At 38.9% G+C, this 26,216-nt stretch carries 23 protein-coding genes; 9 read left to right on the forward strand and 14 right to left on the reverse strand.

What is annotated here, in order from left to right; all coding sequences use genetic code 11:
* Positions 1-26 precede the first annotated feature (26 nt).
* The 4 genes from GKR92_07070 to GKR92_07085 all read right to left on the reverse strand — a co-directional run bounded on the left by GKR92_07070 (position 27) and on the right by GKR92_07085 (position 5,982).
* Complete coding sequence (locus GKR92_07070; GenBank protein QMU61467.1) at positions 27-641, reverse strand: sugar ABC transporter substrate-binding protein; 615 nt, start codon at positions 639-641, stop codon at positions 27-29.
* Between the two features lie 291 nt (positions 642-932).
* A complete protein-coding gene (locus GKR92_07075) occupies positions 933-2,666 on the reverse strand; it encodes a tetratricopeptide repeat protein (GenBank protein ID QMU61468.1) in 1,734 nt (577 codons plus the stop codon).
* Positions 2,667-2,970: 304 nt separating this feature from the next.
* Complete coding sequence (epsI, locus tag GKR92_07080; protein ID QMU61469.1) at positions 2,971-4,518, reverse strand: EpsI family protein; 1,548 nt, start codon at positions 4,516-4,518, stop codon at positions 2,971-2,973.
* A 51-nt stretch (positions 4,519-4,569) separates the two neighbouring features.
* On the reverse strand, positions 4,570-5,982 hold the full coding sequence (locus tag GKR92_07085; GenBank protein ID QMU61470.1) for a TIGR03013 family PEP-CTERM/XrtA system glycosyltransferase: 1,413 nt from the start codon (positions 5,980-5,982) through the stop codon (positions 4,570-4,572).
* Positions 5,983-6,173: 191 nt separating this feature from the next.
* On the opposite strand from GKR92_07085, the gene tviB reads away from it, so the two are divergent.
* From tviB to GKR92_07100, 3 genes are all read left to right on the forward strand, one after another.
* On the forward strand, positions 6,174-7,508 hold the full coding sequence (gene tviB, locus GKR92_07090; protein ID QMU61471.1) for a Vi polysaccharide biosynthesis UDP-N-acetylglucosamine C-6 dehydrogenase TviB: 1,335 nt from the start codon (positions 6,174-6,176) through the stop codon (positions 7,506-7,508).
* A gap of 53 nt (positions 7,509-7,561) precedes the next feature.
* Positions 7,562-8,569 carry an NAD-dependent epimerase/dehydratase family protein gene (locus tag GKR92_07095; GenBank protein QMU61472.1) on the forward strand — a complete coding sequence of 336 codons (1,008 nt, stop codon included), beginning with the start codon at positions 7,562-7,564 and terminating at the stop codon, positions 8,567-8,569.
* Between the two features lie 163 nt (positions 8,570-8,732).
* The gene (locus GKR92_07100) at positions 8,733-8,960 is read left to right on the forward strand and encodes a hypothetical protein (GenBank protein QMU61473.1); all 228 of its coding nucleotides are present in this window, start codon (positions 8,733-8,735) and stop codon (positions 8,958-8,960) included.
* A 14-nt stretch (positions 8,961-8,974) separates the two neighbouring features.
* Here the strand turns inward: GKR92_07100 and serC are convergent, their stop codons facing one another.
* From serC to mtnA, 3 genes are all read right to left on the reverse strand, one after another.
* Positions 8,975-10,069 carry a 3-phosphoserine/phosphohydroxythreonine transaminase gene (serC, locus tag GKR92_07105; GenBank protein ID QMU61474.1) on the reverse strand — a complete coding sequence of 365 codons (1,095 nt, stop codon included), beginning with the start codon at positions 10,067-10,069 and terminating at the stop codon, positions 8,975-8,977.
* 107 nt (positions 10,070-10,176) lie between these two features.
* Entirely contained in the window at positions 10,177-12,765 is a 2,589-nt protein-coding gene (gene gyrA, locus GKR92_07110) for a DNA gyrase subunit A (protein ID QMU61475.1), read from the reverse strand.
* A gap of 178 nt (positions 12,766-12,943) precedes the next feature.
* Positions 12,944-13,984 (reverse strand): S-methyl-5-thioribose-1-phosphate isomerase, encoded by a 1,041-nt coding sequence (gene mtnA / locus GKR92_07115; GenBank protein ID QMU61476.1) that lies wholly within the window; start codon positions 13,982-13,984, stop codon positions 12,944-12,946.
* A gap of 163 nt (positions 13,985-14,147) precedes the next feature.
* On the opposite strand from mtnA, the gene GKR92_07120 reads away from it, so the two are divergent.
* The 5 genes from GKR92_07120 to GKR92_07140 all read left to right on the forward strand — a co-directional run bounded on the left by GKR92_07120 (position 14,148) and on the right by GKR92_07140 (position 19,010).
* Positions 14,148-15,488, forward strand: coding sequence for a TRZ/ATZ family hydrolase (locus tag GKR92_07120; GenBank protein ID QMU61477.1), 1,341 nt, complete (start codon positions 14,148-14,150; stop codon positions 15,486-15,488).
* Positions 15,489-15,498: 10 nt separating this feature from the next.
* Entirely contained in the window at positions 15,499-16,218 is a 720-nt protein-coding gene (gene ubiG / locus GKR92_07125) for a bifunctional 2-polyprenyl-6-hydroxyphenol methylase/3-demethylubiquinol 3-O-methyltransferase UbiG (GenBank protein ID QMU61478.1), read from the forward strand.
* A 37-nt stretch (positions 16,219-16,255) separates the two neighbouring features.
* Positions 16,256-16,930, forward strand: a complete 675-nt coding sequence (locus GKR92_07130) for an HAD-IA family hydrolase (protein ID QMU61479.1) — start codon at positions 16,256-16,258, stop codon at positions 16,928-16,930.
* A gap of 104 nt (positions 16,931-17,034) precedes the next feature.
* Complete coding sequence (gene rmuC / locus GKR92_07135; protein ID QMU61480.1) at positions 17,035-18,216, forward strand: DNA recombination protein RmuC; 1,182 nt, start codon at positions 17,035-17,037, stop codon at positions 18,214-18,216.
* Positions 18,213-19,010: an SDR family NAD(P)-dependent oxidoreductase gene (locus GKR92_07140; GenBank protein QMU61481.1), complete on the forward strand. Its 798-nt coding sequence runs from the start codon at positions 18,213-18,215 to the stop codon at positions 19,008-19,010. Before rmuC ends, GKR92_07140 begins: the two co-directional genes overlap by 4 nt.
* 22 nt (positions 19,011-19,032) lie before the next feature.
* Here GKR92_07140 and GKR92_07145 read toward each other — a convergent pair whose 3' ends face one another.
* The 7 genes from GKR92_07145 to GKR92_07175 form a co-directional block, all read right to left on the reverse strand.
* On the reverse strand, positions 19,033-19,773 hold the full coding sequence (locus GKR92_07145; protein ID QMU61482.1) for a pseudouridine synthase: 741 nt from the start codon (positions 19,771-19,773) through the stop codon (positions 19,033-19,035).
* Between the two features lie 178 nt (positions 19,774-19,951).
* The gene (locus GKR92_07150) at positions 19,952-21,082 is read right to left on the reverse strand and encodes a GNAT family N-acetyltransferase (GenBank protein QMU61483.1); all 1,131 of its coding nucleotides are present in this window, start codon (positions 21,080-21,082) and stop codon (positions 19,952-19,954) included.
* A gap of 482 nt (positions 21,083-21,564) precedes the next feature.
* Positions 21,565-22,209: an SMC-Scp complex subunit ScpB gene (scpB, locus tag GKR92_07155; protein ID QMU61484.1), complete on the reverse strand. Its 645-nt coding sequence runs from the start codon at positions 22,207-22,209 to the stop codon at positions 21,565-21,567.
* A gap of 25 nt (positions 22,210-22,234) precedes the next feature.
* Positions 22,235-23,086: a segregation/condensation protein A gene (locus GKR92_07160; protein ID QMU61485.1), complete on the reverse strand. Its 852-nt coding sequence runs from the start codon at positions 23,084-23,086 to the stop codon at positions 22,235-22,237.
* 6 nt (positions 23,087-23,092) lie between these two features.
* Complete coding sequence (locus GKR92_07165) at positions 23,093-24,304, reverse strand: tryptophan--tRNA ligase (GenBank protein QMU61486.1); 1,212 nt, start codon at positions 24,302-24,304, stop codon at positions 23,093-23,095.
* Between the two features lie 9 nt (positions 24,305-24,313).
* Positions 24,314-25,009: a site-2 protease family protein gene (locus tag GKR92_07170; protein QMU61487.1), complete on the reverse strand. Its 696-nt coding sequence runs from the start codon at positions 25,007-25,009 to the stop codon at positions 24,314-24,316.
* A 92-nt stretch (positions 25,010-25,101) separates the two neighbouring features.
* Positions 25,102-25,725: a threonylcarbamoyl-AMP synthase gene (locus tag GKR92_07175; protein QMU61488.1), complete on the reverse strand. Its 624-nt coding sequence runs from the start codon at positions 25,723-25,725 to the stop codon at positions 25,102-25,104.
* 174 nt (positions 25,726-25,899) lie between these two features.
* Between GKR92_07175 and GKR92_07180 the strand changes: the two genes are divergently transcribed.
* Positions 25,900-26,199 (forward strand): YciI family protein, encoded by a 300-nt coding sequence (locus GKR92_07180; protein ID QMU61489.1) that lies wholly within the window; start codon positions 25,900-25,902, stop codon positions 26,197-26,199.
* Positions 26,200-26,216 lie beyond the last annotated feature (17 nt).

The raw sequence follows: 26,216 nt of genomic DNA on the forward strand, positions 1-26,216 counted from the left end.
CTATTTTCTAACAAAACAACCGCAGCTTAAAACCTTCTCTCTGGAACTGTAATAATATCTCCAGGTAATAAAATGTGATTGGAATTTATTTCCCCTCTAACCAACATATCTTCCAGTCTCAGCGGCACCGATACTGTTTTGCCTTCGTTCTTTCTAATTAGAATTGCACGGTTCCCAGCGGCGAATTCTCCCAATCCACCAGCCTCTAACACCGCATCGATCACAGTCATTCCTTGCCTATAATCTAGGGATATAGGCTCAAGTACAGCACCTGTAACCCTTACGCGTCGTAAATATTCTTTGCTATCGAGTGAAACCATCGTTACCGTTACATTAGGATCTCGGATATCACTTTTAAGTTGTTGCGTAATATCTGTAGAAACCTCTTCAGCAGTTTTGCCCGCAACTGCAACATCACCAAGCAATGGCATTGATATTTTACCATCGGGCCTCACAGGAACCGAGACCGATAGCTGCTCATTTCCCCAAACATGAACCTGAACTACATCATCAACACCAATACGGTATTCATCGGTTACAATTGAATGCTGATTTGTGTCCAATACGTCAGTCGGAATATTTGGGCTTGCACAAGAAATAATTGCAAATATAGTACTGAATAAAAGGATGTTAATTTTCATATGTTTATATTAATGCTGGCTCGTGAATTTGTCATTTAATTCAAAGACTAATTGTAAGGAAAATATTGTCCAACGCCGTGAGTAATGTCCCACTATTCACCAATAATCAGCATGAAATGAACGGCGAATAGGCAAAACTGACAGATATATAAAATAATACCATTAGGATCTATTTTTTAAAAATTCGACATCCGTGCCAATCAGTCTAGCCAGTCTATGATGATAGTGTTTGATTCAAGAATACGTCATCTAATCAATAGGTTCGTCTATTTTACGCAATAGGCCATACGCTTATTTGCTAGCTATTTCAAAGTGCTCTTGAATTGCAAGATTATCAGGCTCTATCTTTAACGCTCTTGTGATCAACTCAAGTCCACGCTCCACCTTCCCGTTTTTAACTAATATCCAACCTAAAGTGTCACAGATTGATGCGTCATTTGGATTACCTGTGAAAGCTAATTCCGCTGTCGCCAAAGCTCGCGGATCATTAACTTCATAGTAACTCCATGCAAGATTATTTAAGATTACAGGACTTGCTGTATTATTTTGAATAGCATCCTCAAAATATGGTATAGCTTTTTTATAGTTATTCTCAGCGATATACATATTTGCAAGTAGCAATTTAAGCCTAAGTTGCTTTGGTAATTTATTTGCCCAATGCAAAGTCAACTGAATGATTTTAGCTCGCCCTTCAGACTCTTTAATTTGTGCCGCCGCAATATTTAAGATATTCAATAATAGGCTCACTTCATTTTCTGTGAGTTTCACAGCATCTATATTCGATAGCGTATTAATCGCAGTATTAAAATCTTTATTATTTATAAGATAATTAATCCATGCAAATTTTAAAGTTAGGTTATGTGGCTGCGCAGTCAACCATAAGCTAATTGTGTCACCCACTTCATTCTCTCTACCCAGAATACCTAACGTATTTAAATGCATTGATTTAAGCTCAAACGAATTAGGATAAAATTCTATTAGCTCTGTTAAAATTTTCTCTGCCTCAATTTGAGCCCCTAAATCTAAAAATACTGCGCGTATACTATTCACAGCATTTAGATGCTTTGGTTCCGAAATTTTATAATCTTGAAGTAAAGAATCAAATTTTTCCTTATTACTTTGCCGAAGATACACATAGGAAATCAGAGGGACTAATGAGCTCTTATGGTCTACATTTTTATTTACAAACTCATTCAAAGTTTCAGCTGCAGTAGTAAATTTATTTTGTTTAATGTCTATTACAGCTGTGTATATTGCATATTCAATACGCTCACTTTCATTAACTAAATTCTGTTGTAGTAGCTCCCTTGCATCTTCTAACTTCTCTTGTTTAATTAATACTTTTGCAAGCAGTAAAACAATATTTGGAGACTCAGGCATAGATGCATAGACTTGCCCAAAGTGCTCCTCAGCCAACATATAATTATTTTCTGAGTACGCTAACTTACCAAGCTCATAGTAATAAGTAGGTGATTTAGGATATGATTCTATAAACGTTTTATAAAAATCATTTGCGCCAATAGAATTACCAAGCGCAACTTTTGAACGAACAACACTTTGCGCCACTCTCAAACTCTTTTCAGTCAGAATATTTGAATTATCTAACCTAAGTATTTGTAAATATGCATTTTCTGCAGCATCATAATTTCCACTTGCGAAATTTAAATCTGCTTTAAAAGCCCATGCCTCACTAATATTCGGATCATCAGCCAATAATTTCTCAACTCTCTCTTTTGCATCCACATCTTTATGCTCAATCACATCTATTTTTGATAGCCACACTTGCGCATACGGATACTCTGCTGCGTCTTGTGGTATTTTTTCAAACGTAGATCTTGCTACTTTAATTTTTTTCATAGCCAATTCAATCTGGCCGCTTACTAAAATAAATTTTGAATTATTTATATATTTAGTACGAATCTTCTCCGAATTCATTATTTCATTTGCTTCTGCTACTTTGCCTTGTTGAAATAACGATTCGATAACCCATACCTCAATTTCATCTATTTCTGCTACTTGCTCCAATTGCTTAAATTGATCATAAGCCCGGTCAGCATAGCCAATATTTAAAAACGTTTTAGCAATTATAAATCTTGCAATTGGGTTTTTTTCTCTTCATCAGACAGCTTCTGAACCTCAACAAATACGTCGTTATACCGACCTTTATCAAAATAGAATTGGGCTAATCCTAGATTTTTTTCGCTGACTGACTGTTCAATGTTATCTGTACATGATATGAGCATAAGACTTAAACAAACGCAGTTAATCAGTGCACAAGAGCTTATAAATTTCATAAATTATTACAACGCAAAATTATTAGTTAACAGATTTACCATTTTATAGATTTCCTAGTTGCTTGATAGTTATCTAGGACATATTCATTCAAAACCGCATCAGACAACTTATTACTTTCAAGACATGTAGTCGAAACAGATATAAAAGCAGCTCCAAAATTCCCTTGAAGCTTTGCTAGCGCACCATAAAGTTTAGCCTGCCATTTTTTAGTATAATAATTTCCACCTATCTCAAACCAATACCAAACTCGCGCACATTGGCCATCAACCCTAGAGCTTATAGTTGCTTTATTTACTTCTAAATTAGTTGTATTTCCTTTACCAAGAACAACTTGATTTTTTGAATCATCATCTACATCCCATATATCTTTATCAACAAGTCTATTGCCAGAACTTATTAATTCATTACCTTGGCTTTCCTTAAGATAAAGCAAGACATTTAAAGTTACTTTGTTGCTCTGCTTGTTATATTGTGCAGTATATATTTCATCATAAGATTTATAGCTTGGAACCCAATTGGATAGGTATGTGATCGGCCCCATCCATTCACCTGAAGCACGGAAATTACTTCGATTTAAATCTAATTTATAATCAAACTTATTTGTTAATTGGCCTGCGTACAAAGGGGCAGCGGAAATAGCGACTAAATAAAATGCGAAACACACACTAAACTTAAATACACCCTCACTCTTGCAATCAGATCTATTACTATTGACCTCCTCAGATTCACTGTTAGAACTACATGGAACCCCAGGATTTATTCTATATGCAACAATAAACAAAGGTATGAGCAAAAATGCGAATACAATCCAGCCTAAATTTGCGTGATCTTGGACAAGCGGATAAGACATGCCTTTACTTATTCCAATAAATATAATTATCAGCACTCTTATGTAATTCCCAATTAGCATAATTAAAATAGACGTAAGCACTAATTTAACTGTGCTCCAATAACTAGAATAGTTTAGATGCCCGTACACCACAGACAGTAGAATCCCAACCAATAAAAATCGCAGCCCACTACAACTTTCTTCGATCAGAAATACGCCTTGGGGAATCGATACAGCATTGGCATTGATTTGAAAATGAATTCCAAATAACGTTAGCGCTATCCTTGTTACTTCTACTGTCAAATACTGCATATAAGGCAGTAGAATCGACCATACTGGAATTGAGAAAAATAATAAGAAAATAGGCACTAACAATATTCTAGTACCAGCCCATCCAAAAAATATTGTTACAATTAAGCCTAAAAATAAAGGAATAGTAAGCATCTGGATGGTGTTTACACTAGCAACACTTCCCACAAGCCAGACCAATGACATAATAAAAATAAACCCAATTGCCACATAAGATGGGTTTACGATTCTCAACGACTTAAATTTTTTATTAAGGAGTATTAATGCTATAGACAATATCGCGGTTAAATAACCGTGAGAATACGATCCAGCCTCCTCCCAGTATCTAGCAAGCAGAATAAGTAAATCTTTATAGATTGCAACGAATACAATCAATGAAGCAATCAAAAAACCCAAAGCTAACTGAGAATTTTTTTTACCGTATACCGAAGTTGTAATAACCATCCAATTAATTAAGCCTCTGTCTAATAGTTCTGCGTAGAGTTAAATTTCTTATTATCGTGCACCTTTACCCCACAGAATAACTTCAGCGGTTTGCAACAAAATAACTAAATCAAATATTAAGCTATGGTGTTTGACGTAATATAAATCAAAATTAAGTTTTTCTATCGCGTCTTGCACAGAGCTACCATAGGGATATTTCATTTGCGCCCAACCCGCCAATCCTGGCTTAACACGATGACGTTCACTATAAAATGGAATATCGTTAGCTAACTGTTTGACAAACTCGGGCCGTTCTGGCCTTGGCCCAACTAAACTCATATCACCTCGAAACACATTATAGATTTGTGGTAATTCATCCACTCTATAGATACGTAACAATTTACCAATCTTGGTTACCCTCGGATCGCCCTGACTTGCCCAAACAGCTTTACCTTCCTGCTCTGCATCTGAACGCATAGTACGAAATTTAAGTAAATTAAAATTCTTATTGCCATATCCCACTCTAGTTTGCTGATAAAAAACAGGCTCTTTACCTTTTGATTCAAACCAAATCATCATAACTGCAAATATATATATAGGTGCAGTGGTAACTAGCAAGATTGAACTTGCAATCAGATCAAACGCACGTTTAGTAAAATAACGGATGTTATCTTGTTTAAACCCATCTGAAAATATTATCCATGAGGGATTAAGTAAATTACAGTACACCTTGCCTAGCTGTCTTTCTAAAAAAGTAACTAACTCAACAATTTTAACTCCCTTTAATCGTACATCCATAAGCTCTTTTAGCGGCAAAGCAGCTCTACGGTCTGTCAAGGCAACCACAACCTCATCAACTTCATGCACTTTTATCAATTCCATAAAGCATTTATTCTTATCAAGCAATAAATCAACTTGGATTTTTATTGCTTCGTTGCCAACAGGCCAATAACCTACTACATTAATTCCACTGCGATCTGATTTCCTCCGCAATTTTGTAACCCAAGTTGCCTTTTCTCCTGCGCCCAAAATAAGCACATTTCTCTTCAGTGCATCTAGATTGACAGTATGTGAAAATATAAAATGAAATATAATTAAAAACACAAATGAAAGACTGGCTGCAATTAAAAATACACCTCGGCCCATATAGATATTTGGAAAAATGTAAAATATGAATCCAAATGCAACAAAAGCAATAATGAATCCAACCGTTAGACGACTAAGTTTATTAACAATATGCTCTCGGCGCTGCCTCTGATACATGCCCATACTAAAAAGTGTGACAATTACTACAGCGGCATGCATTAATGCTCGTGGAAATAAATTACCTACATTTTCTGCTGCTGAAGATAATGGATCGAGCTCCCCGAAAAAACGCATATACGCAGCGATATAAACACTGATAAACAACACCACTGCATCTGCTAAAGCTAATAAAAGATACGGGGCCTTAATGTGCTGATCGCCTATTTTTATATCAAACATAAAAGTTCATAGTAGTTTTAATTTTTAGTATTTTGCTCAATTTAATCATGTGCAGCTTGGATGAAAAATACACTATTGTTACTAAATCCCCAGCCAGCTCCTCTCAGACATGAAATAAAGCACTATATCCCCTTAAGATTTGTAACCACGTGGCGAAAATCACATAATTCTTAAGTGAATCCATTTATTTTATGTCGGCTAATAACTGTTTAGCTACAAACCCCATAATTAACCAAAAGAAATCAATCATCGTGCTACCTAAAGAAATCAAGATTGGCGTTATCGGACTAGGCTATGTAGGCCTGCCCCTAGCTGTAGAATTTGGCAAACATCTCCCAACCATGGGGTTTGATATCAACACTTCTCGCCTCAGCGAGCTAATACAAGGCATTGATCGTACTTTAGAAGTAACCCAAGAAGAACTTACTTCCTCGGCTAATCTAAGCTTTTCATCCTCTATAGAGGATTTGCAAACTTGCAACGTATTTATAGTAACAGTACCCACCCCGATCGATGAGCATAAAGTCCCAGATTTAACTCCAGTTCGTAATGCCTCAGAAACCGTTAGCAAGGCATTAAAAAAAGGCGATGTCGTAATTTATGAATCAACTGTTTACCCAGGGGTTACCGATGATATTTGTGTGCCGATTTTAGAGTCAGGCACTAATTTCACTGTCAACAATGATTTTTACGTAGGCTATAGCCCTGAACGAATCAACCCTGGTGACAAAGAACACCGCTTACCAACCATTAAGAAAGTGACCTCAGGCTCAACTCCTGAAGCAGCTGAATTTATTGATCAGCTCTACTTGAAAATTATTACTGCCGGTACACATAAAGCTAGTAGCATAAAAGTGGCTGAAGCGGCAAAAGTAATTGAAAACACTCAACGCGACGTCAACATTGCATTGATAAATGAACTTTCCCTAATTTTTGGGCGCCTGAATATCGACACACTTGAGGTCCTTGAAGCTGCTGGCACTAAATGGAACTTCCTTCCGTTTAGACCTGGACTTGTAGGCGGACATTGCATAGGTGTTGATCCATATTATTTAACCTACAAAGCACAAGAGATTGGTTATAACCCAGAGGTAATTTTATCTGGGCGCCGCATAAATGACGGTATGGGCCCTCATGTTGCAGAAAGCGTGATCAAACTTATGTTGCAAAAAAAGGTTCATGTTGTCGATGCAAAAATTCTAATACTTGGGTTTACCTTCAAAGAAAATTGTCCAGATATTCGCAATACACGTGTAATTGATATCGTAAAAGAATTTGACAATTATCATTCTAAAGTTGATATTTACGACCCCTGGATTGACCTTACAGAAGCACATGGAGAATATCATGCTTCTTTCTTGCCCGAGCTTCCATCAAGCAAGTATGATGCAATTATACTTGCAGTAAATCATGATGAATTCAAAAACTTAGGCGCAGAAAAAATACATGCACTAGGAAAAGACAATCACATTTTATTTGATGTTAAAAATGTACTTCCAAAAGATCAAGCAGATGGCCGTCTCTGATACAATCAATCTAGCAATAGATTAAAGTCAAAACAAAAGTATAAGAATATAATATGAAAATTGCTGTTACTGGCTCAGCTGGTTTTATTGGCTCATCCGTTGCGATGCACTTATTAAATCGTGGCGATGAGGTTCTAGGTATAGATAATCTTAACGATTATTATGATGTTAATTTAAAACTCGGCAGACTAGAAAGAGTAAAAGCCTATGATAAATTCACAGAGGCACGAATTAATTTAGAAGATAAAGAAGCTATCTTAGCTGCTATATCAAAATTCAAACCTCAACGAGTAATCAATCTAGCAGCACAAGCAGGCGTACGTTACTCAATTGAGAACCCATCTGCCTACGTAGACACTAACTTAGTTGGTTTTTGTAATATTTTAGAAGCCTGTAGACATCATGGCGTTGAACATCTTGTCTATGCATCAAGTAGTTCGGTTTATGGCGCAAATACAAAAATGCCTTTCTCTGTGCACCAAAATGTCGACCATCCTTTAAGTTTGTATGCAGCAACTAAAAAAGCCAATGAGCTCATGGCACACGTCTACAGCAATTTATATAGCTTACACACTACCGGCCTGCGATTCTTTACCGTGTATGGACCTTGGGGTCGACCCGATATGGCATTATTTTTGTTCACAAAAAATATCTTGGCTGGCAAACCGATTGACGTATTCAACTATGGTAATCACCGACGAGATTTCACATACATTGATGATATTGTAGAGGGTGTCATTCGCACTCTAGATCATCTGCCAGAAAAAAATGAAGCTTGGGATAGCGACACCCCAGATAGCGCATCCAGTTTTGCGCCATACCGTTTATATAATATTGGCAATAATGCACCTGTTGAGCTCAGTCACTACATCGAAGTTTTAGAAGATTGTCTTGGTAAAAAAGCCGAACGTAATCTGCTACCTTTGCAGGCTGGAGATGTACCAGACACTTATGCTGATGTTGAAGCTTTAGTGCAAGATGTTGATTACAAACCAAATACTACTGTAGAAGTGGGCATCCGAAACTTTGTAGATTGGTACAAAGAATTTTATAACACCTAAACCCCTGATTTTACTCCGTCAATAATTGGCCCTTGTCTGCAAACAATGGCTTAGGTATCATTCCCCTATAGATTCTATTGTTTTGTTAGTAATTATTTGATTTTACTAACTAAATATTTAATTAGTATCGTACCTTTATAATGAATGTAGGAGAGCATATCTCATGCAGCTGGTAAATATTCTGCTTACTATAGGCTTGATCGTACTTGTTTCAGGTATCACCGTTCTTTCGCTATGCGCAATCATAGCATCTTCAAGATCTGATCAAACATCCTTAGCAGGTCGTGACCCATCTAACCTCGAAGAACGCCGCAGAAATACTTCTTGCAGTTTCCCGCTTACTTGTGAAGATGGGACCATGGTGTATTTCGAACGTCGCCTGCAAACCTGATAGTCTCCAATCAATCATAGATGGTTTGTTTCAAAGTAACGCATAAACTCAAGCAGCTTAAGAACACCCCGTTGCGGCATTGCGTTATACATACTAACGCGCACCCCCCCCACAGACTTATGTCCGCACAAACCTAGCAATTTTTGATACTCTGCTTGTTGCAAGAATTTGTCTTGCAAATACTTATCTTTAATTTTAAATGGAATATTAACTTTCGAGCGATCTTTTACTCTAACTTTGTTTTCATAAATCTCACTAGTATCAATCACATCATACAAAGCATCTGCTTGCTGTTGTCCTCGTTGGTTCATTTTCTCCACCCCACCTTCTGCTTTAAGCCAATTTAACATCAGACCTAAAACATAAATAGCAAAGGTCGGTGGCGTATTCACTAGCGATCTATTCGCGAAACATTTTTTATAATTAAAAATTCTTGGCACATTCCCACAAACGTTACCCAACAACTCTTTTTTAACAATCACTACGCACAAGCCAGCCACCCCCAAATTTTTCTGCGCACTAGCATAAATTAAACCAAAATCTTTTACTTGAATGGGTCGGGTTAAGATCGAAGAAGTCATATCACAAAATAATGTTGCATCATTCATATTAAAACTCTCTACTCCAGCAATGTCATTAACTACGCCATTAATGGTTTCATTATCGCAGTAATGGATATAGCTCGATTGCTCTTTTAATCCCCATTCTTCTATTGGTCTAATAGCAATCTCTTCTGACTTAACAAGCGCTTGTATTGCATTTATATCAGCAAATTTTTTCGCCTCTTCACTTGCCTTTAACGACCAATGACCGGTACAAACATAGTCGGCGCTATCACCTTGTTGTAAAAAATTTTGCGGCAACATTGAATATTGTGCAGTAGCACCCCCATGCAATAGCAACACTGCATAATCATTAGGTACACCCATCAATTCGCACAATAAACTTTCTGTTTGGTCTAGAATTTCTATGAACTCATCACTGCGATGCGACAACTCGAGCACAGATAGGCCTGTGCCGCGATAATCCATAAGCTCATTTTTAATCTTATCCAAGACCACTTTAGGTAAAGCTGCAGGCCCCGCACCAAAATAAAAGGTTTCTTGCATAATAAAGACTAAAAGCTAATTTATATAAGTAAAGATTTTATAAAAAATCAACTTAAAAAGAGAAAAGGCTAGAAAGAAACCCTAAACATGCATAAATCTAAATATATCTATTCGCTAGAAGACTCATCGTCTTCAGCTTGCTCGTCATCCTGAGACAAATTTTCAATCTTCTCAACCTCAACCAAACGCTCTTCTTTAGAAAGACGAATTAATCGTACGCCTTGTGTATTGCGGCCCATCTGTGAAACATCTTTAACAGGAGTTCTAACTAATGTACCACTGTCCGTAATTAACATAATTTCATCGTCATCAGATATTGCAACCGCACCCACCACATTGCCATTACGCCCTGATGTTTGAATGGCAATTACACCTTGGCCCCCACGTTTTTGAACTGGGTACTCTTCCATCACTGTGCGTTTGCCATAACCGTTCTCGGTTGCAACCAGCACATCGGTAGAGCTCATGTTTTCTTTAATGGTAATTAATGAAACAACCTGCTGCCCTTCTGCTAATTTAATACCGCGTACACCGGTAGCATTTCTACCCATCGCACGCACATCATCTTCTTTAAAGCGAATCGCTTTACCTGTATCACCTACTAACAATATATCTGTATTACCATCAGTTACTTCGACCCCAATAAGACGATCATTGTCACGCAAATCGACCGCCAAAATACCACTGGCGCGTGGTCTTGAGAATTCAGTCAATTTTGTTTTCTTAACCGTACCACTACTTGCAACCATTACTACATATGCATCTTCACTGTATTCTTTAACAGGCAATACAACATTAATACGTTCATCTTCTTGCAAAGGCAGAAGATTAACAATTGGTTTGCCTCGCGCAGTACGTCCCGCTTGCGGCAATGCATAGACTTTTAACCAATACACCTTGCCACGACTGGAAAAACATAAAATCGTATCATGCGTATTAGCAACAAATAGCTGGTCAACGAAATCTTCTGCCTTAACAGATGTAGCGGCTTTCCCGCGACCACCTCGACGTTGTGCACGATATGTATCTAATGGCTGTGACTTCGCATAACCCGCATGCGACAAAGTAACGACTACTGTTTCTTCAGGTATCAGGTCTTCCATAGTAAGATCTGCTTGCGCATCATTAATCTCAGTACGACGCTCATCACCATATTGATCACGAATTTCTTCTAACTCGCCACGGATAACGTTTAACAATCGCTCTGGATCTTGCAAAATATCCAGCAAGTCAATAATCTTTTCCAACAGATCGCTATAATCGCTAACAATTTTGTCTTGCTCTAAACCAGTAAGACGATGCAAACGCAAATCTAAAATTGCTTGTGCTTGCGTAGGCGAAAGATGATATTCACCTTCATGCATACCACATTTTGCATCAAGATCATCGGGCCGCGATGAATCCGCACCTGCTCGATCCAACATCTTGACTACGACACCAGGCTTCCAAGGTTTTGCAACTAATTTTTCTTTGGCAACTGCAGGGCTTTCAGATTTTTTAATTAATGCAATGATTTCATCAATATTCGTCAGCGCAACGGCCTGGCCTTCTAATATATGTGCGCGCTCACGTGCTTTGCGTAACTCAAAAATGGTACGCCGTGTTACTACATCTCGACGATGCCTAATAAAGGCTTGTAGTATTTGCTTAAGATTTAACAATCGTGGTTGACCATCGACCAGGGCCACCATATTGATACCAAACACACTTTGCATTGCAGTGTGCTTGTAAAGATTATTAAGAATAACCTCACTGACTTCACCACGGCGCAGTTCTACAACAATACGCATACCGTCTTTATCTGACTCATCACGCAAACCATCGCCAGCAATACCTTCAAGGCGTTTTTCTTTCACTAAATCTGCAATCTTAATAATCAAGTTAGCTTTATTAACCTGATAAGGTAGCTCAGTAACAACAATTCGCTCACGACCACTCTTTTCATCTTGTTCAATATGTGTGCGTGCTCGCATATGCACACGCCCACGCCCAGTACGGTATGCTTCAACAATTCCCGCGCGACCATTAATTAATGCGGCAGTAGGAAAATCCGGCCCAGGAATATGTTCCATTAATTCTTTATAGTCAGCTTCTGGGTTTTCAATTAGCTCAATCGTGGCATTAATGACTTCTGTTAAATTATGCGGCGGAATATTCGTCGCCATACCTACAGCAATGCCTGAAGAGCCATTGGCTAATAAATTTGGAATGCGTGTTGGAAAAACTGAAGGCTCAGTTTCTTCGTCATTGTAGTTAGGAACGAAATCAACGGTTTCTTTTTCAAGGTCGGCAACGATTTCATGTGCAATCTTCGCCATGCGTATTTCGGTATAACGCATTGCAGCAGGCGCATCACCATCCACCGAACCAAAGTTACCCTGACCATCAACCAACATATAGCGCATGGAAAACGGCTGCGCCATGCGCACAATGGTATCGTATACCGCGGTATCGCCATGCGGATGATATTTACCAATTACATCACCGACTACACGAGCAGATTTTTTATACGGCTTGTTCCAGTCGTTACCCAATACACTCATGGCATATAAAGCACGGCGGTGCACTGGTTTTAAACCATCTCGGACATCAGGTAGCGCACGACCCACAATTACGCTCATCGCGTAATCAAGATACGATTGACGCATCTCGTCTTCGAGATTTACTGACAGTATTTCTTTGGCGATTGCAGCCATTTATGTGCTTTGTAGAGGGTTATTTATATTCGTTCTAATGCGAGAAATTATAACACAAGTCTAGGAGAGTGGGTTGCAAGAAAAGGCATTTAAAATCGAACTGACTGCCTTAAAAATCAATTTAATAGATTTATAAGCCTGATATTTATACCTGCCTGTACCAGAAACCGCTAAATCACTAGGATTCCATGAGTATCTGTATTTTGCTGGCGTTTGGGGCTTCGATAATGCCTTTCTCAGTCACCAAGGCAGTGACAAATTCGGCAGGTGTAATGTCAAAAACCGGATTCCAAACACCCGCCTGATCTGGACCAATAGACTGATTTCGCACACTGGTTATTTCACTAGCTGCTCGTTCTTCGATTTCAATATCGTCACCATTGTTTATTTGCATATCAATAGTACTTGTAGGCGCCGCCACCATGAATTTCACATTATGCTGACGCGCCATCACTGCAAGTGAATAGGTACCAATTTTATTTGCCACATCACCGTTACTGGCTACACGGTCTGCCCCAACAATTACCCATGCTAATTGTTTTTGACGCATCAAACTTGCAGCTGCGCTATCGCAGATTAAAGTTAATGGAATATTATCTTGTAGTAATTCCCAGGCAGTAAGCCTTGTTCCTTGAAACCAAGGACGAGTTTCATCCGCATAAATTGCAGTGATTTTTTCTTGTGCATAAGCACTGCGAATTACACCTAAAGCCGTTCCATACCCACCTGTTGCCAACGCACCCGCATTGCAATGTGTCAGCACAGCAGACTCATTTGTTAATAATGTTGCGCCGAAATCGCCCAAGGTTTTATTTGCCTGGATATCTTCTTGATGCATAATTTGAGCCGCAACCAATAGGCTTGGCACAGGATCACCATCAGGCAAACTTACAATCTCACTACGCATTTTATCGATCGCCCATTGCAAGTTCACAGCAGTGGGTCTTGCAAGCAGCATGTCATGTAAGTCTTGCTCTATTTCTTGTCTCCAATTTTCTGCGGATATTTTGAAACGCGCTCTTGCTGCTAATACCACACCAAATGCAGCAGTTACACCAATTGCAGGCGCACCTCGCACGACCATATCTTTAATCGCATGAATAATATCCACCACTTCATGACAATCTATAAACTGAACATCATTTGGCAACTTGCGCTGATCAAGTAGCACTAAATGATTGTCTTGCCATGCGATGGCTTGATCCGCTAACGAGCTCATATTCTTTTCCAACTAAATTAACCTTATTTCAGCATGCTGCAAGACTATGCATATCTGACTGAAAAGTGAATATTTATATATATTTCGTTTTGGTAGCTTTATATATTGTCGCTTTGAACTATCTGTTAAAGTCAGCATAAAGCTTTATTACTTAGGCCGCAAAATGGAACAGGTGCAAACACTCATTCATGGGAAAACAATTATTCCTATGAGCGATGATACAAAAAAAAATACGAGCAACAACAATGCGCACGTTCTAACAGACTATAGCATCGCCATTCAAGATGGTCGTATCCTAGATGTATTAGCTACTTCAGAAGCAACTGCAAAATATTCAAGCGAGTCTAACTTAGATTACAAGCATCATATTATAATACCCGGGCTCATTAACGCGCATACACATGCTGCGATGTCATTGTTTCGTGGCTTAGCGAATGACTTGCATCTTATGGAGTGGTTAGAAAAACATATTTGGCCTGCAGAACAAAAATGGGTAAACGAAGATTTCGTGCAACTAGGTACTCAACTAGCCATAGCAGAAATGTTACGCGGTGGTGTGACCTGTTTTAATGATATGTACTTCTTTTCAGAAACCACTGCACAGGTAGCCACCAAGTCCGGCATACGCGCGCACATCGGTATGATTTTGCTGGATTTTCCTACGCAATATGCAAACAACGCAGATGAGTACTTCTCTAAGGGTCTAGCTTTATATGATCAATTCAAAGCCCATCCATTAGTCAAATGTACCTTTGCTCCTCATGCTCCTTATACGGTTTCCAATGCGCCATTAGAACGTGTTGCCATGCTAGCCAATGAGCTAGAACTACCGGTTCACATACACCTACATGAAACCCGAGACGAAATCTCACAAAGCATGGAGCAGCATAAAGCTCGTCCACTACAACGTCTGCACGATATTGGATTAGTAAATAGTGGATTACTGGCTGTACACATGACACATATTGAAGATCAAGAAATTAATCTGCTTGCTGAAACTAATGCAAATGTTGTGCATTGCCCGCAGTCAAATTTGAAATTAGCCAGTGGCTATTGCCCTGTACAAAAACTCAGAGATAAAAATATCAACGTTGCACTAGGAACAGACAGCTGCGCAAGCAATGATGACCAAGACATGCTAAGTGAAATGCATAGCGCTGCTTTGCTAGCAAAAGGCGTAGCGAATAACGCAGCTGCTCTACCTGCTTATGAAGCGCTTCGTTGCGCAACCATTAATGCAGCAACTGCACTAGGAATAGACCAAGACACCGGATCATTAGAAATAGGGAAATCTGCTGATTTAGCAGTTATTGATATAGATATACTTGAAGCGCAACCGATGTATGATCCAATCGGTCATGTGGTTTATGCAACACAACGCAGCCAAGTATCGGATGTTTGGGTAGCAGGAAAACAACTATTAAGTAATCGAGAATTATTAACACTAGATAAAAATGAAATTTTAGCTAAAACCAAAGAATGGAATCAAAAAATCAACCAATAGCTTGCAAAGAATGAATAACGCACAAGAAAAAATAAATAACAATGTCGACCAACAAGAAATTGCTAAGTTTGAAGCATTAGCCTTTCGATGGTGGGATACTGAAAGCGAATTCAAGCCTCTGCACGACATTAATCCACTACGCTTGGACTTTATTGATAAGCATGCAAATCTTACGGGCAAAAAGGTGTTGGATATTGGCTGTGGCGGCGGAATCCTATCAGAATCTATGGCTAAGCGCGGCGCCAAAGTTAAAGGCATTGATCTTGGAGAAGCCCCTTTAACGGTAGCAAAAATACATGCTAAAGAAGTAAACCTAGAGATTGAATACCAAGCTATTGCTGCAGAAGATATAGCGCAGCAAGAACCTAGCTCATACGATATTGTTACTTGCATGGAAATGTTAGAACATGTTCCTGATCCAGCGGCGATCGTAACTGCTTGCGCTGCCTTAGTTAAACCTAACGGTCATGTATTTTTCTCCACCATAAATCGAAATCCAAAATCGTTTTTATTTGCCATCGTGGGCGCTGAATATGTGCTTAACCTGTTACCCAAGGGCACTCACCATTACGAAAAACTCATACGCCCTTCAGAGCTTGATCGTTGGATAAGACAAGCATCACTACAAACTAATGAAATTGTCGGCATGAATTACAACCCACTTCACAAAACGTATAAATTATCTTCTGACACAAGCGTTAACTACATTGTACACTCGAAAAATATTTAACAAAAAAGTTTTCCGGCAAGAAAAAAGTATTAGATTGATGCACAACAACGCAAGAGTTAAATCCGTTCTATTTGATTTAGATGGCACCCTAGCCGACACTGCACCCGATATGGCAGATGCTCTCAATAAATTATTCGCAAATCATGACAAACAATCTCTAGATTACGGGCTAGTTCGTAAGCATACATCACGCGGCAGTGTGGCAATGATTCAATTAGGCTTTGAAGAAACGTTAGAGGAAAATTATAGCCATCAATTACGAGATGAATTTTTACAAATTTATGCTGAAAATTTATGTAACCAAACTCGTTTGTTCCCAGGTGTTACAGAATTACTAGAGCATTTAGATGACTCTGAAATCCCCTGGGGTATTGTAACCAACAAGCCTGGCAATCTGGCGGAACCTTTAGTGCAGGAACTTGGTATCGCATTTAATGCAGTTTGCATGGTGAGTGGTGACTCTCTAACACGCAGAAAGCCAGATCCCGACCAACTGCATCATGCAGCCAACATGCTAGGCATCAGCGAACAAGACACCGTCTATATGGGAGATGACCCTAGAGATGTCATTGCTGGCAAAGCTGCTGGCATGAAAACCGCCGTTGCAGCCTATGGATATATACAAGACGATCAAGACCCGCTCACTTGGGATGCAGATGCGATCCTCCATCAAGCCTTAGACCTGAAGGATTGGCTTTTTAGCAACAGCTGATCGACAATATCTACATGATCAGTGTAGAACTCCAAAATGCTTGGCAATTTGTGCTTTTATGCGCAAGCCTTTGCTTATTAAGTGCCGCTTTAGGCGCGCTCATTATGCGCAACCGCGCTCGCAAAGAACATGAAAAGCTTGAGTCTATTTCTCAACAATTATCCATGCAGCTGCAGCTGGAAAAAGAACGCTATCTTGAAAAAATTGAAACTATCGAAGAATCGCGAAAACAATTAGAGAGCTCTTTCACAGTACTTTCACAACAAGCACTAAAATTAAATAACGAAAATTTCCTCACACTTGCAAACGAAAAGCTTTCTCAGTTTCAAATCAAAGCTGAAGCCAACCTAGACAAGAAAGAAAAATCAATTGAAACGTTGTTGCAGCCAATTCAATCAGCGTTAAAAAATACTGAAGAACAGATTCAATCAATTGAAAAAGATCGCAAAGAATCTTTTGGTTCATTATCGCAACACCTAAAAATAATTAACGAATCCCAAGCAGATTTGCGACTTGAAACCCAAAATTTAGTGCAAGCACTACGCCGGCCTGAAGTGCGAGGACAATGGGGTGAACTAACATTAAAGCGCATTGCTGAACTTGCCGGCATAGTTGATCATTGTGACTTTTACGAACAACAGCAAAGTGAAAGCAGTGATTCACGAATGCGCCCAGACATGATTGTACGCATGCCTGATCAACGTGAACTGATTATTGATGCCAAAACCCCTCTGGATGCTTACTTAAATGCTACACAAACCACTGATGCTGAAATTCGCGACCAATCTTTAGTGCGGCATGCACGTAATGTGAGAGAAAGAATGCGCGAACTTGCAAGCAAGTCTTATTGGAGTCAATTTAAAAACTCTCCAGATTTTGTAGTGTTATTTATACCAGGTGAACAATTCCTATCTGCAGCATTGGAGAAAGACCCTCAGCTACTAGAAGATGCTTTGAAGAATAAAGTCATACTTGCAACCCCAACGAGCATCATAGCTCTGCTACGGGCTGTGGCATTTGGCTGGCGACAAATTGCGGTAGCGGAAAATGCGGAAAAGATTCGTGAATTAGGCGAAGACCTTTACCATCGATTAGCTACTTTTGCAGAGCATCTACAAAAACTAGGCAAACATCTAGATGCCAGTGTAGAACAATTCAACAAGGCAACTGGCTCACTAGACCGTCAAGTATTAAGTGGCGCTCGAAAATTCACTGAATTAGGAATAGAAAAGAAAAAGACTATTCCCGAACTAAAGATTGTTGAAAACACTCCCAAGTCTCTATAAGACATTACACAATTCATGGAAGAAATCTCTTGAATAAGACAGAATTAGTAGACCAGTACATACCTCAAGAGAATTCATTTAGCCAAAAACATATTGTAATCACTGGGGCTACTGATGGTATCGGTAGAGCATTAGCGCTGTCGTGCGCGCAATATGGTGCAAAAATTTTACTAATTTCCAAGAATGAAAAAAAACTAAGTTCACTTATTGAAGAATTATCACAATTCTCAAATGCAAACCATAGCTTCTATCTCATAGATTTCAGTATTGCAGGAGAATCTGATTATATAAAGTTTGCTGAATATCTTACTCAAAAAAACAAACCAATTGATTCACTTATATTAAATGCAGGCTACATAGATGCCCTACAAGGCATACGCAATTATCAACTTGAACTTTGGCTACGTACTATTACAGTCAATCAACATGCGCCTTTTATGCTAGCAAAATGCTGCATCCCATTATTAGAAATGTCAGATGACCCTAGCATTGTTTTTTCTACCCACGATTGCAACAAAGCGTATTGGGGTGCCTATGGTGTTGCCAAGTCTGCACAACTTGGCATGATGAAAATTCTTGCAAATGAATTAGATGGTGATAAACCCATTAGAGTAAATGGCATTGACCCATCACCGGTCAGAACCAAATTGAGACTCACAAATTTCCCAGGAATTAATCCTGAAAATTTTGCCGCACCAGAAGATGTACTTGCGCCATACCTTTATTTTATTGGATCGGATAGCAAAGGTATTACAGGGGAAAATTATAAACTTAATACAGACTTTATTGGTTAAATTTTATATATAAACAACTAATCTACTTTGAATCAGGAGCCGAAACCAAACTTTGTAACCCTTTAAACTGACCTGGAGTGAGATCCAGATATTTACCTAATCTCATATCGGACGGCAACTCTATTGACCCATAACGAGTACGAATCAAACGACTCACACGTAAATCTTGCGACTCCCAAATTCTACGCACCTCTCGATTTCGACCTTCTTGTAAAACTACTTTACACCACGTGTTAGCACCCTCGCCCTCTTTCACTTCTAGGATTTTTAACTTAGCTAAACCATCTTCTAACTGAACTCCATTTTGTATGTTCGACATAATTTCATTTGTGATTTTGCCCTGCACCCTAACTTGATACTCACGCTCGACGCGATTACTGGGGTGCATTAAATCATTTGCCAACTTTCCATCGGTGGTCAGCAGCAAAAGACCAGATGTATTTATATCCAAACGACCCACAGATACCCATCGACCGGTTTTTAAATTAGGCAAAGAATGAAACACAGTTGGTCTGTTATCAGGATCTGATCGAGAAACGATTTCACCACACGGCTTGTGGTACATAATCACTCGACTGTGCACACTCGCTTTCAGGGTTATGAGTTCTCCACGAATCTCAATCCGCTCAGAGCCTGTTATCACTTGACCCAAAACACAAAGCTCGCTGTCCACCAAAATTTCACCCGCCTTAATCCAACGCTCAATTTCTCGTCGCGAAGCGATGCCTTGATTAGCAAGTAATTTTTGAATTCTTTCGGACAATGCTCTAACTCTTAATTGAAGCGAATGAAATTAGCGGAGTATGAAGAGGAGGTAAATATAAACGATGGTAATTAATAACAAGATGATTATCTTCGCTCTACTTCCTTAAGATATCAAAAAATCCTGCTGTATTTAATATGTCAGCCAATATTTCTTTACCCCTTTGCGCTCCTCCGATTTATTTAATAGTGTTTTTAATATATTTAAGAATTTTCTCCATCAAGAATCTTTTCCTGTTTTTTTGTAAAACCAACCATAACATTTTGTTTGCATCTGTCGATAAGCTTCTTTTATATTCGTAATCACCAGCAAGAAAATCATATTTTCTGTAATTCATTTTTGCGTTGTAAATAATTGCCAGGTAGTGCGAAACTATACCTGGCCGCATATTATGATTATCTGAATAATTAAAACCGCACTGATAGTTCAATATGTTTTCTCCATATATGAAATTATAAATATAGCCAATGGTGTATGAATCATTGTAGAACTTCAACAATTGAATATTCCCTTTCTCGAATGTGTTTTCAATTAACTGCTTATGGAAATTAAAGAAGAAATTGTTAGAAAAAGAACCCGGGTGTCCTCTTTTTTTCCATTCCTGTTGATGTAATTCTGCCAATCCATTCAGCATCGAAATAGCATCTTCTATAGTTTCTGGCTGACTCATTCTTATTTCCCCATTTTTTTCATATTCCCTTATTGATCTTCTTATTCGTGCTCTAAACTTTGAACTCAATAAACCGATATAATCCATGCTATTGGTACGAATTTTCTTTAAATCAACATAATATGAATTGACATTTTTATTTTCTAAAAAAACTAAAGTGTCTTTGTGAATTTTTATCACCTCGCTACACAGCGTACGCATTTTTTCTGTAGCCCCTGGAATGTATAATTCATCCCATGTGGTAAATGTATCCAGATACTTTATCGTTTCCGACCACACAATAGGGCGCATCTTTTCATTTATGCTTGAAGATATTAAAATTGAGTTATATTCAATTGTTAATTCATCATAATCGTCAATGCCTGTAGTATTTAAATATAAGCCTTGGGAATGAAATAATTTATTTCTTACAACCCTTCTTTCTCCAATAAAAAAAGCCAGCACAGGCTTATTGGACATATAGCCAACAACACAGGTAATTTTTTGCTGTTCTGGCAAAGTAGATAACCAAGTAAAGATCCAATCAATTGATAGGAAAAAGCTGTGACTACAATTAGGCAGCAAGAAAGACCAAATGTTTTTAATTGTAGTAATTTCAGTTAGCGGATCATATGATTTGAAATCAATTGTTATATTCATTTGAATATTTCAAAGTGTGTATATTTTATAGTTTATGCTTTTTTTCAAACTCAACATCTTAATACAAGGCAATGTTGCATAGATATCACTCTATATACGCAAGAATTTCAATTAAGGTGATTTTATATTTAATCCTCATCTTAACCGTGATAACTGAGTAATAAAGCATGGGAATCGCAGCTGTCAGGAAAATATACGTTTGCGCGCTTTGGGTAGTAAACAGTTATTAAACATATTTCCATCTCATCTAAATCGCAAATTACATCATATGGAGAAGCACAATGTTATTTTAGAGGAAGTAGAATCGTATTTAAACGTAGCGAGTTGGTTAGCCGCCAAATTTATCGAGCATAATTAGAATTATGTGATGTTCGACGCAAATGCTATTAGTACTTTTGGAAAAATCTGATTACCTCGACTCTGGATTCGAATAACCTATGACAAAATTACATTTAATTAAAACTGTATCGGTTTTAAAAAAATTAATGGCGGGTTTGATTAGACTCCACAATTTCACCTTCATCCGTAACAACACCTAATTGCGCCTGCTCTTCAGTATCTTCAGGGGCACCCAAATCTAGCTCCGGGTGCTCTTGATCTAAGTCTGCCAACTCCGCAAGACTTGGTAACTCATTTAGGGTTTTTAAACTAAAGTAATCTAGAAATTGTTTGGTACTTCCATACAACGCAGGGCGGCCAGGCACTTCTTTATGACCAACCACTTTGACCCATTCTCTTTCTAACAAGGTTTTAATGATATTGCTGCTTACGCTAACACCACGGACTTCTTCAATCTCACCACGCGTAATGGGTTGGCGATAAACAATTAAAGACAATGTCTCTAGCAATGCACGTGTATAACGCGGTGGTTTTTCATGCCACAAACGCGCCACCCAAGGCTGCACATCTGTTCGTGTTTGATATCGATAACCGCTAGCAATACGTTTCAGCTCCACCCCTCGCCCTTCGCACTCTGCTTCTAATGCTGCTAACACTTCTTTAATTTGATCGCGCGTGGGCTTCTCTTCATCGAGCTCAAACAATTGCAATAATCGATCAATATTGAGTGCACTATCTGCCGCCATCAACGCGGCTTCAATAATATTTTTTAGTTGATCATCTTTCATAAAACACGTTCCTAATCATTTAGCCTTAATTAAATTCATCATCATCTAATTCATTTTCTATAGGGCCCTTAACCGCAGGCTTAACATAGATAGGCGCATAAGGTTCAGACTGGACAAGTTCAATGACATGGCCTTTAATAAGCTCAAGCATAGCTAAGAAGGTAACAATTACTCCACTTCGTCCTTCCTCCACATCATAAAAACGATTGAATTCGACAAAGTCTTCTACATTTAACATCGAAAGTATACGTGACATTCTTTCTCTAACCGATAACGGCTCACGCCCAATATGATGACTGGCAAACATTTGTGCACGCTGCATAACTTCCTGAAATGCTGCAATAACATCCTTTAGATCTACCGTCGGTTGCGGTCGCTCATAATCATAATCAGCTTGAATAACTGATACACCAAACGTATCGCGATGCATACGTGGAATTTCATTTATGTCTTCTGCAACTTTTTTGAATCGCTCGTATTCTTGCAAGCGACGAATCAGTTCTGCACGAGGATCATCTTCGTCATCCTCTTCAACGGGTCGCGGCAACAGTAGACGCGATTTAATTTCAGCCAACATGGCCGCCATCACAAGATACTCCGCTGCGAGCTCTAAGCGCATTTCTTTCATCAGCTCAATATAGTTCATATATTGCTGAGTAATCTGGAAAACAGGCAACGACAAAATATCTAAATTTTGGCGTTTTATTAAATATAAAAGTAAATCTAGCGGACCCTCAAAAGCATCAAGAAATATTTCCAATGCATCCGGAGGAATATATAAATCTTCTGGTGGAACCGTCATCGGCTCACCCTTGACTACTGCAAAAGGTAATTCGCCCTGAAGGTTGTCTTGTGGTGTGTTTTCGTTATCTGTCATGCGTAGTTATGATAACCCAATTGCTTCCCTAACGTCGTCCAAAGTATCTCGCGCAACATCGCGCGCTTCCTCACAACCTTCTTTGATTATGCTTTGCACGGTTGCTTCATCTTCAAGATATTCATTTGCACGCTCACGTATGGGTTGCAATTCTAACTCAACCGCATCGATAACAGGCTGTTTGCAATCAATACAACCAATGCCTGCGGTAGTGCATCCTTGTTTCACCCAACTTCGAGTATCTTCTGAAGAATATATCTCATGAAATTGCCAAACTGGACATTTTTCAGGGCTACCAGGATCAGTTCTTTTCACGCGAGCAGGATCGGTCGGCATGGTGCGAATTTTTTTCTCAACCGATTTAGCTTCTTCGCGCAAAGTAATCGTATTGTTATAAGACTTGGACATTTTTTGCCCATCTAGACCTGGCATCTTAGAAGCCTTCGTTAACAACGATTGTGGCTCAGGAAGTATTATTTTGCCCTCACCTTCTAAATAGCCAAACAACCGCTCCTTGTCACCAATTGAGATGTTTTGCTGAGATTCCAACAAAGCCTGAGCAACCTCAAGCGCTTCTAATTCACCCTGTTCTTGGTAACGTTTGCGATGCTCGCGATATAGCTTGGCATTTTTTTTACCCATTTTACTGATCGCTAACTTAGCTTTTTCTTCAAAATCGGGCTCTTTGCCATATAAAAAATTAAATCTGCGCGCCACTTCACGCGTGAGCTCCACATGTGCAACTTGATCCTCACCCACTGGAACACTACCCGCTTTATAAGCCAAAATATCTGCGCTTTGTAACAATGGATAGCCTAAAAATCCGTAAGTGGCTAAATCTTTTTCTTTTAACTTTTCCTGCTGATCCTTATAGGTAGGCACACGCTCTAACCAACCTAATGGCGTAATCATCGAAAGCAACAAATGCAACTCCGCATGCTCGGGAACATGCGATTGAATAAATAAGGTTGCTGCGCTGGGACTCACTCCCGCCGATAGCCAATCAATTACCATCTCAGTCGAACTTGCTGAAATAATTTGTGTATTGTCATACTCCGTTGTTAATGCATGCCAATCTGCAACAAAGAAAAAACATTCATGTGTATGTTGCAATTCTAACCAGTTATGCAACACCCCATGCAAATGACCAAGATGCAATTTTCCTGTTGGACGCATGCCAGATAACACGCGATTATTCTGAGAAGGATTTGTATTCATGACTAAATATTAACTTGCTTGGCCCAGTAGCTTTTCAAGGTACGGTATATATTCTTGAGGAAGGATTCCTAAAAATGACATTATAAAAAAAAGTATTAATATTGAAGGAGTAAAAACGAGTTTATTTAGCAATCCCATAAACATTAAGCCCAGGAGAATAAACAAACCATACGGCTCAATTTTAGACAACAATGCTGAAATATTATTTGGCACCAATCCTGATAAAACTCTACCACCATCTAAAGGTGGAATAGGAAGTAAATTCAAAACCATTAATACTAAGTTAATAAAAATTCCAGCCATACTCATTAAAACAAAAAATTCAGCATACTTATTTTCACTGCCCGCACTGCTAATAGCAGTAACTAAAATAATCGACCAAAGCATTGTCATTAAGACATTTGCAAATGGACCGGCTGCTGCAACCCAAACCATATCTTTTTTAGGATTACGTAACTGGTTAAAATTCACTGGCACAGGTTTTGCCCAGCCAAACGCATAACCCGTAACTACAATTAAAACGATTGGCACCAAAATAGTTCCTACAGGATCAATGTGCTTAAGAGGATTAAGGCTCAAACGCCCCAAAGACTGAGCCGTTGTATCACCAAACTTTTTTGCTACCCAACCGTGGGCCACTTCATGAAGAGTAATCGCGAAAAGTACAGGTATAGCCCAGATTGTGATCGTTTGAATGGTGTTCATTAGTTGCGCCCATTATACGCAGCGTATTTATGAAGTTGTATGCTCGTAATGACTATATTGCCTAGCTTTTAACCTGTTATTGATCGAAGCCATCAATTATTTAACCAATCGGCATCACCTTTCCCCTGCCTTAATATAGTTGGGCTTGAATCTACAAAATCTATTACCGTTGTCGCCTCAATACCGCAATAACCCCCATCAATAACAAGATCCACATCATGCTCTAGCAACTCACGCATTTCCTGAGGATCAGAAAGCGGCTCGTCACGGTCTGGTAAAATTAGCGTACTGCTCATTAATGGCTGCCCAAGCTCCTCACACAATTTCAACGCAATGGGATGGTCTGGCACTCGCAATCCAATGGTCTTGCGCTTAGGGGTTTGCAAGCGACGGGGCACTTCATGCGTCGCTTTTAATAAAAAGGTATATGGCCCTGGAGTACAGTTTTTCATCAAACGATAGGCACTATTGTCTACCACCGCATAAGTAGATAGCTCGGACAAATCTTTACACACCAAAGTTAGATGATGCTTATCGTCAACCTTGCGAATTTTACGAATTCTTTGCATCGCTTGCTTATCACCTATATGGCAACCCAATGCGTAACAAGAATCTGTGGGATAAGCGATCACTCCACCCTGGTCAATTATTTCTACTGCACGCTGTATCAAGCGCTTTTGAGGTGTGACAGGGTGTATAACAAAGTACTGGCTCATAAGAACTTATTTAACATTATTGCTGATCTTGAGCCACTACTAAGCTAGTTATTGGTTACTTCTGGGCTGCTTTTCATCTATTTATTGCTATACTCCGTTCCGTTATTACGCTAGTTTCTGCAAACATTTACCGCTTTTCAAATAAAACTAGAACCCTAAAATAATCTATTTTCTATGCTATATGCCTTTATCAGCCAGGACGTTGAAAACAGTCTTGAAAAACGCCTATCGGTACGTGACCAACACGTTGCACGATTAAATGAACTAAAAGACCAAGGCCGACTCATAATTGCAGGACCACACCCTGCGATTGATAGCCCCGACCCGGGTGATGCTGGTTTTACGGGCAGCTTAATTGTCGCTGAATTTGAATCACAAACTGCTGCACAAGCTTGGGCTGATAGTGACCCTTACATTGAAGCTGGCGTTTATGAAAAAGTTATCGTAAAACCTTTTAAGCTCGTCTTACCATAATTATTTACAGTTCCATT

The sequence above is a fragment of the Gammaproteobacteria bacterium genome (assembly GCA_014075255.1).
Lineage (GTDB): Bacteria > Pseudomonadota > Gammaproteobacteria > UBA4575 > UBA4575 > JABDMD01.

What these genes read in the sequence shown, in the direction of transcription:
- GKR92_07070 (QMU61467.1), bottom strand. Translation starts at nt 641, where the DNA reads ATGAAAATTAACATCCTTTTATTCAGTACTATATTTGCAATTATTTCT.
- epsI (QMU61469.1), bottom strand. Translation starts at nt 4,518, where the DNA reads ATGGTTATTACAACTTCGGTATACGGTAAAAAAAATTCTCAGTTAGCT.
- GKR92_07085 (QMU61470.1), bottom strand. Translation starts at nt 5,982, where the DNA reads ATGTTTGATATAAAAATAGGCGATCAGCACATTAAGGCCCCGTATCTT.
- tviB (QMU61471.1), top strand. Translation starts at nt 6,174, where the DNA reads ATGTCGGCTAATAACTGTTTAGCTACAAACCCCATAATTAACCAAAAG.
- GKR92_07095 (QMU61472.1), top strand. Translation starts at nt 7,562, where the DNA reads ATGAAAATTGCTGTTACTGGCTCAGCTGGTTTTATTGGCTCATCCGTT.
- GKR92_07100 (QMU61473.1), top strand. Translation starts at nt 8,733, where the DNA reads ATGCAGCTGGTAAATATTCTGCTTACTATAGGCTTGATCGTACTTGTT.
- serC (QMU61474.1), bottom strand. Translation starts at nt 10,069, where the DNA reads ATGCAAGAAACCTTTTATTTTGGTGCGGGGCCTGCAGCTTTACCTAAA.
- gyrA (QMU61475.1), bottom strand. Translation starts at nt 12,765, where the DNA reads ATGGCTGCAATCGCCAAAGAAATACTGTCAGTAAATCTCGAAGACGAG.
- mtnA (QMU61476.1), bottom strand. Translation starts at nt 13,984, where the DNA reads ATGAGCTCGTTAGCGGATCAAGCCATCGCATGGCAAGACAATCATTTA.
- GKR92_07120 (QMU61477.1), top strand. Translation starts at nt 14,148, where the DNA reads ATGGAACAGGTGCAAACACTCATTCATGGGAAAACAATTATTCCTATG.
- ubiG (QMU61478.1), top strand. Translation starts at nt 15,499, where the DNA reads ATGAATAACGCACAAGAAAAAATAAATAACAATGTCGACCAACAAGAA.
- GKR92_07130 (QMU61479.1), top strand. Translation starts at nt 16,256, where the DNA reads ATGCACAACAACGCAAGAGTTAAATCCGTTCTATTTGATTTAGATGGC.
- rmuC (QMU61480.1), top strand. Translation starts at nt 17,035, where the DNA reads ATGCGCAACCGCGCTCGCAAAGAACATGAAAAGCTTGAGTCTATTTCT.
- GKR92_07150 (QMU61483.1), bottom strand. Translation starts at nt 21,082, where the DNA reads ATGAATATAACAATTGATTTCAAATCATATGATCCGCTAACTGAAATT.
- scpB (QMU61484.1), bottom strand. Translation starts at nt 22,209, where the DNA reads ATGAAAGATGATCAACTAAAAAATATTATTGAAGCCGCGTTGATGGCG.
- GKR92_07160 (QMU61485.1), bottom strand. Translation starts at nt 23,086, where the DNA reads ATGACAGATAACGAAAACACACCACAAGACAACCTTCAGGGCGAATTA.
- GKR92_07165 (QMU61486.1), bottom strand. Translation starts at nt 24,304, where the DNA reads ATGAATACAAATCCTTCTCAGAATAATCGCGTGTTATCTGGCATGCGT.
- GKR92_07170 (QMU61487.1), bottom strand. Translation starts at nt 25,009, where the DNA reads ATGAACACCATTCAAACGATCACAATCTGGGCTATACCTGTACTTTTC.
- GKR92_07175 (QMU61488.1), bottom strand. Translation starts at nt 25,725, where the DNA reads ATGAGCCAGTACTTTGTTATACACCCTGTCACACCTCAAAAGCGCTTG.
- GKR92_07180 (QMU61489.1), top strand. Translation starts at nt 25,900, where the DNA reads ATGCTATATGCCTTTATCAGCCAGGACGTTGAAAACAGTCTTGAAAAA.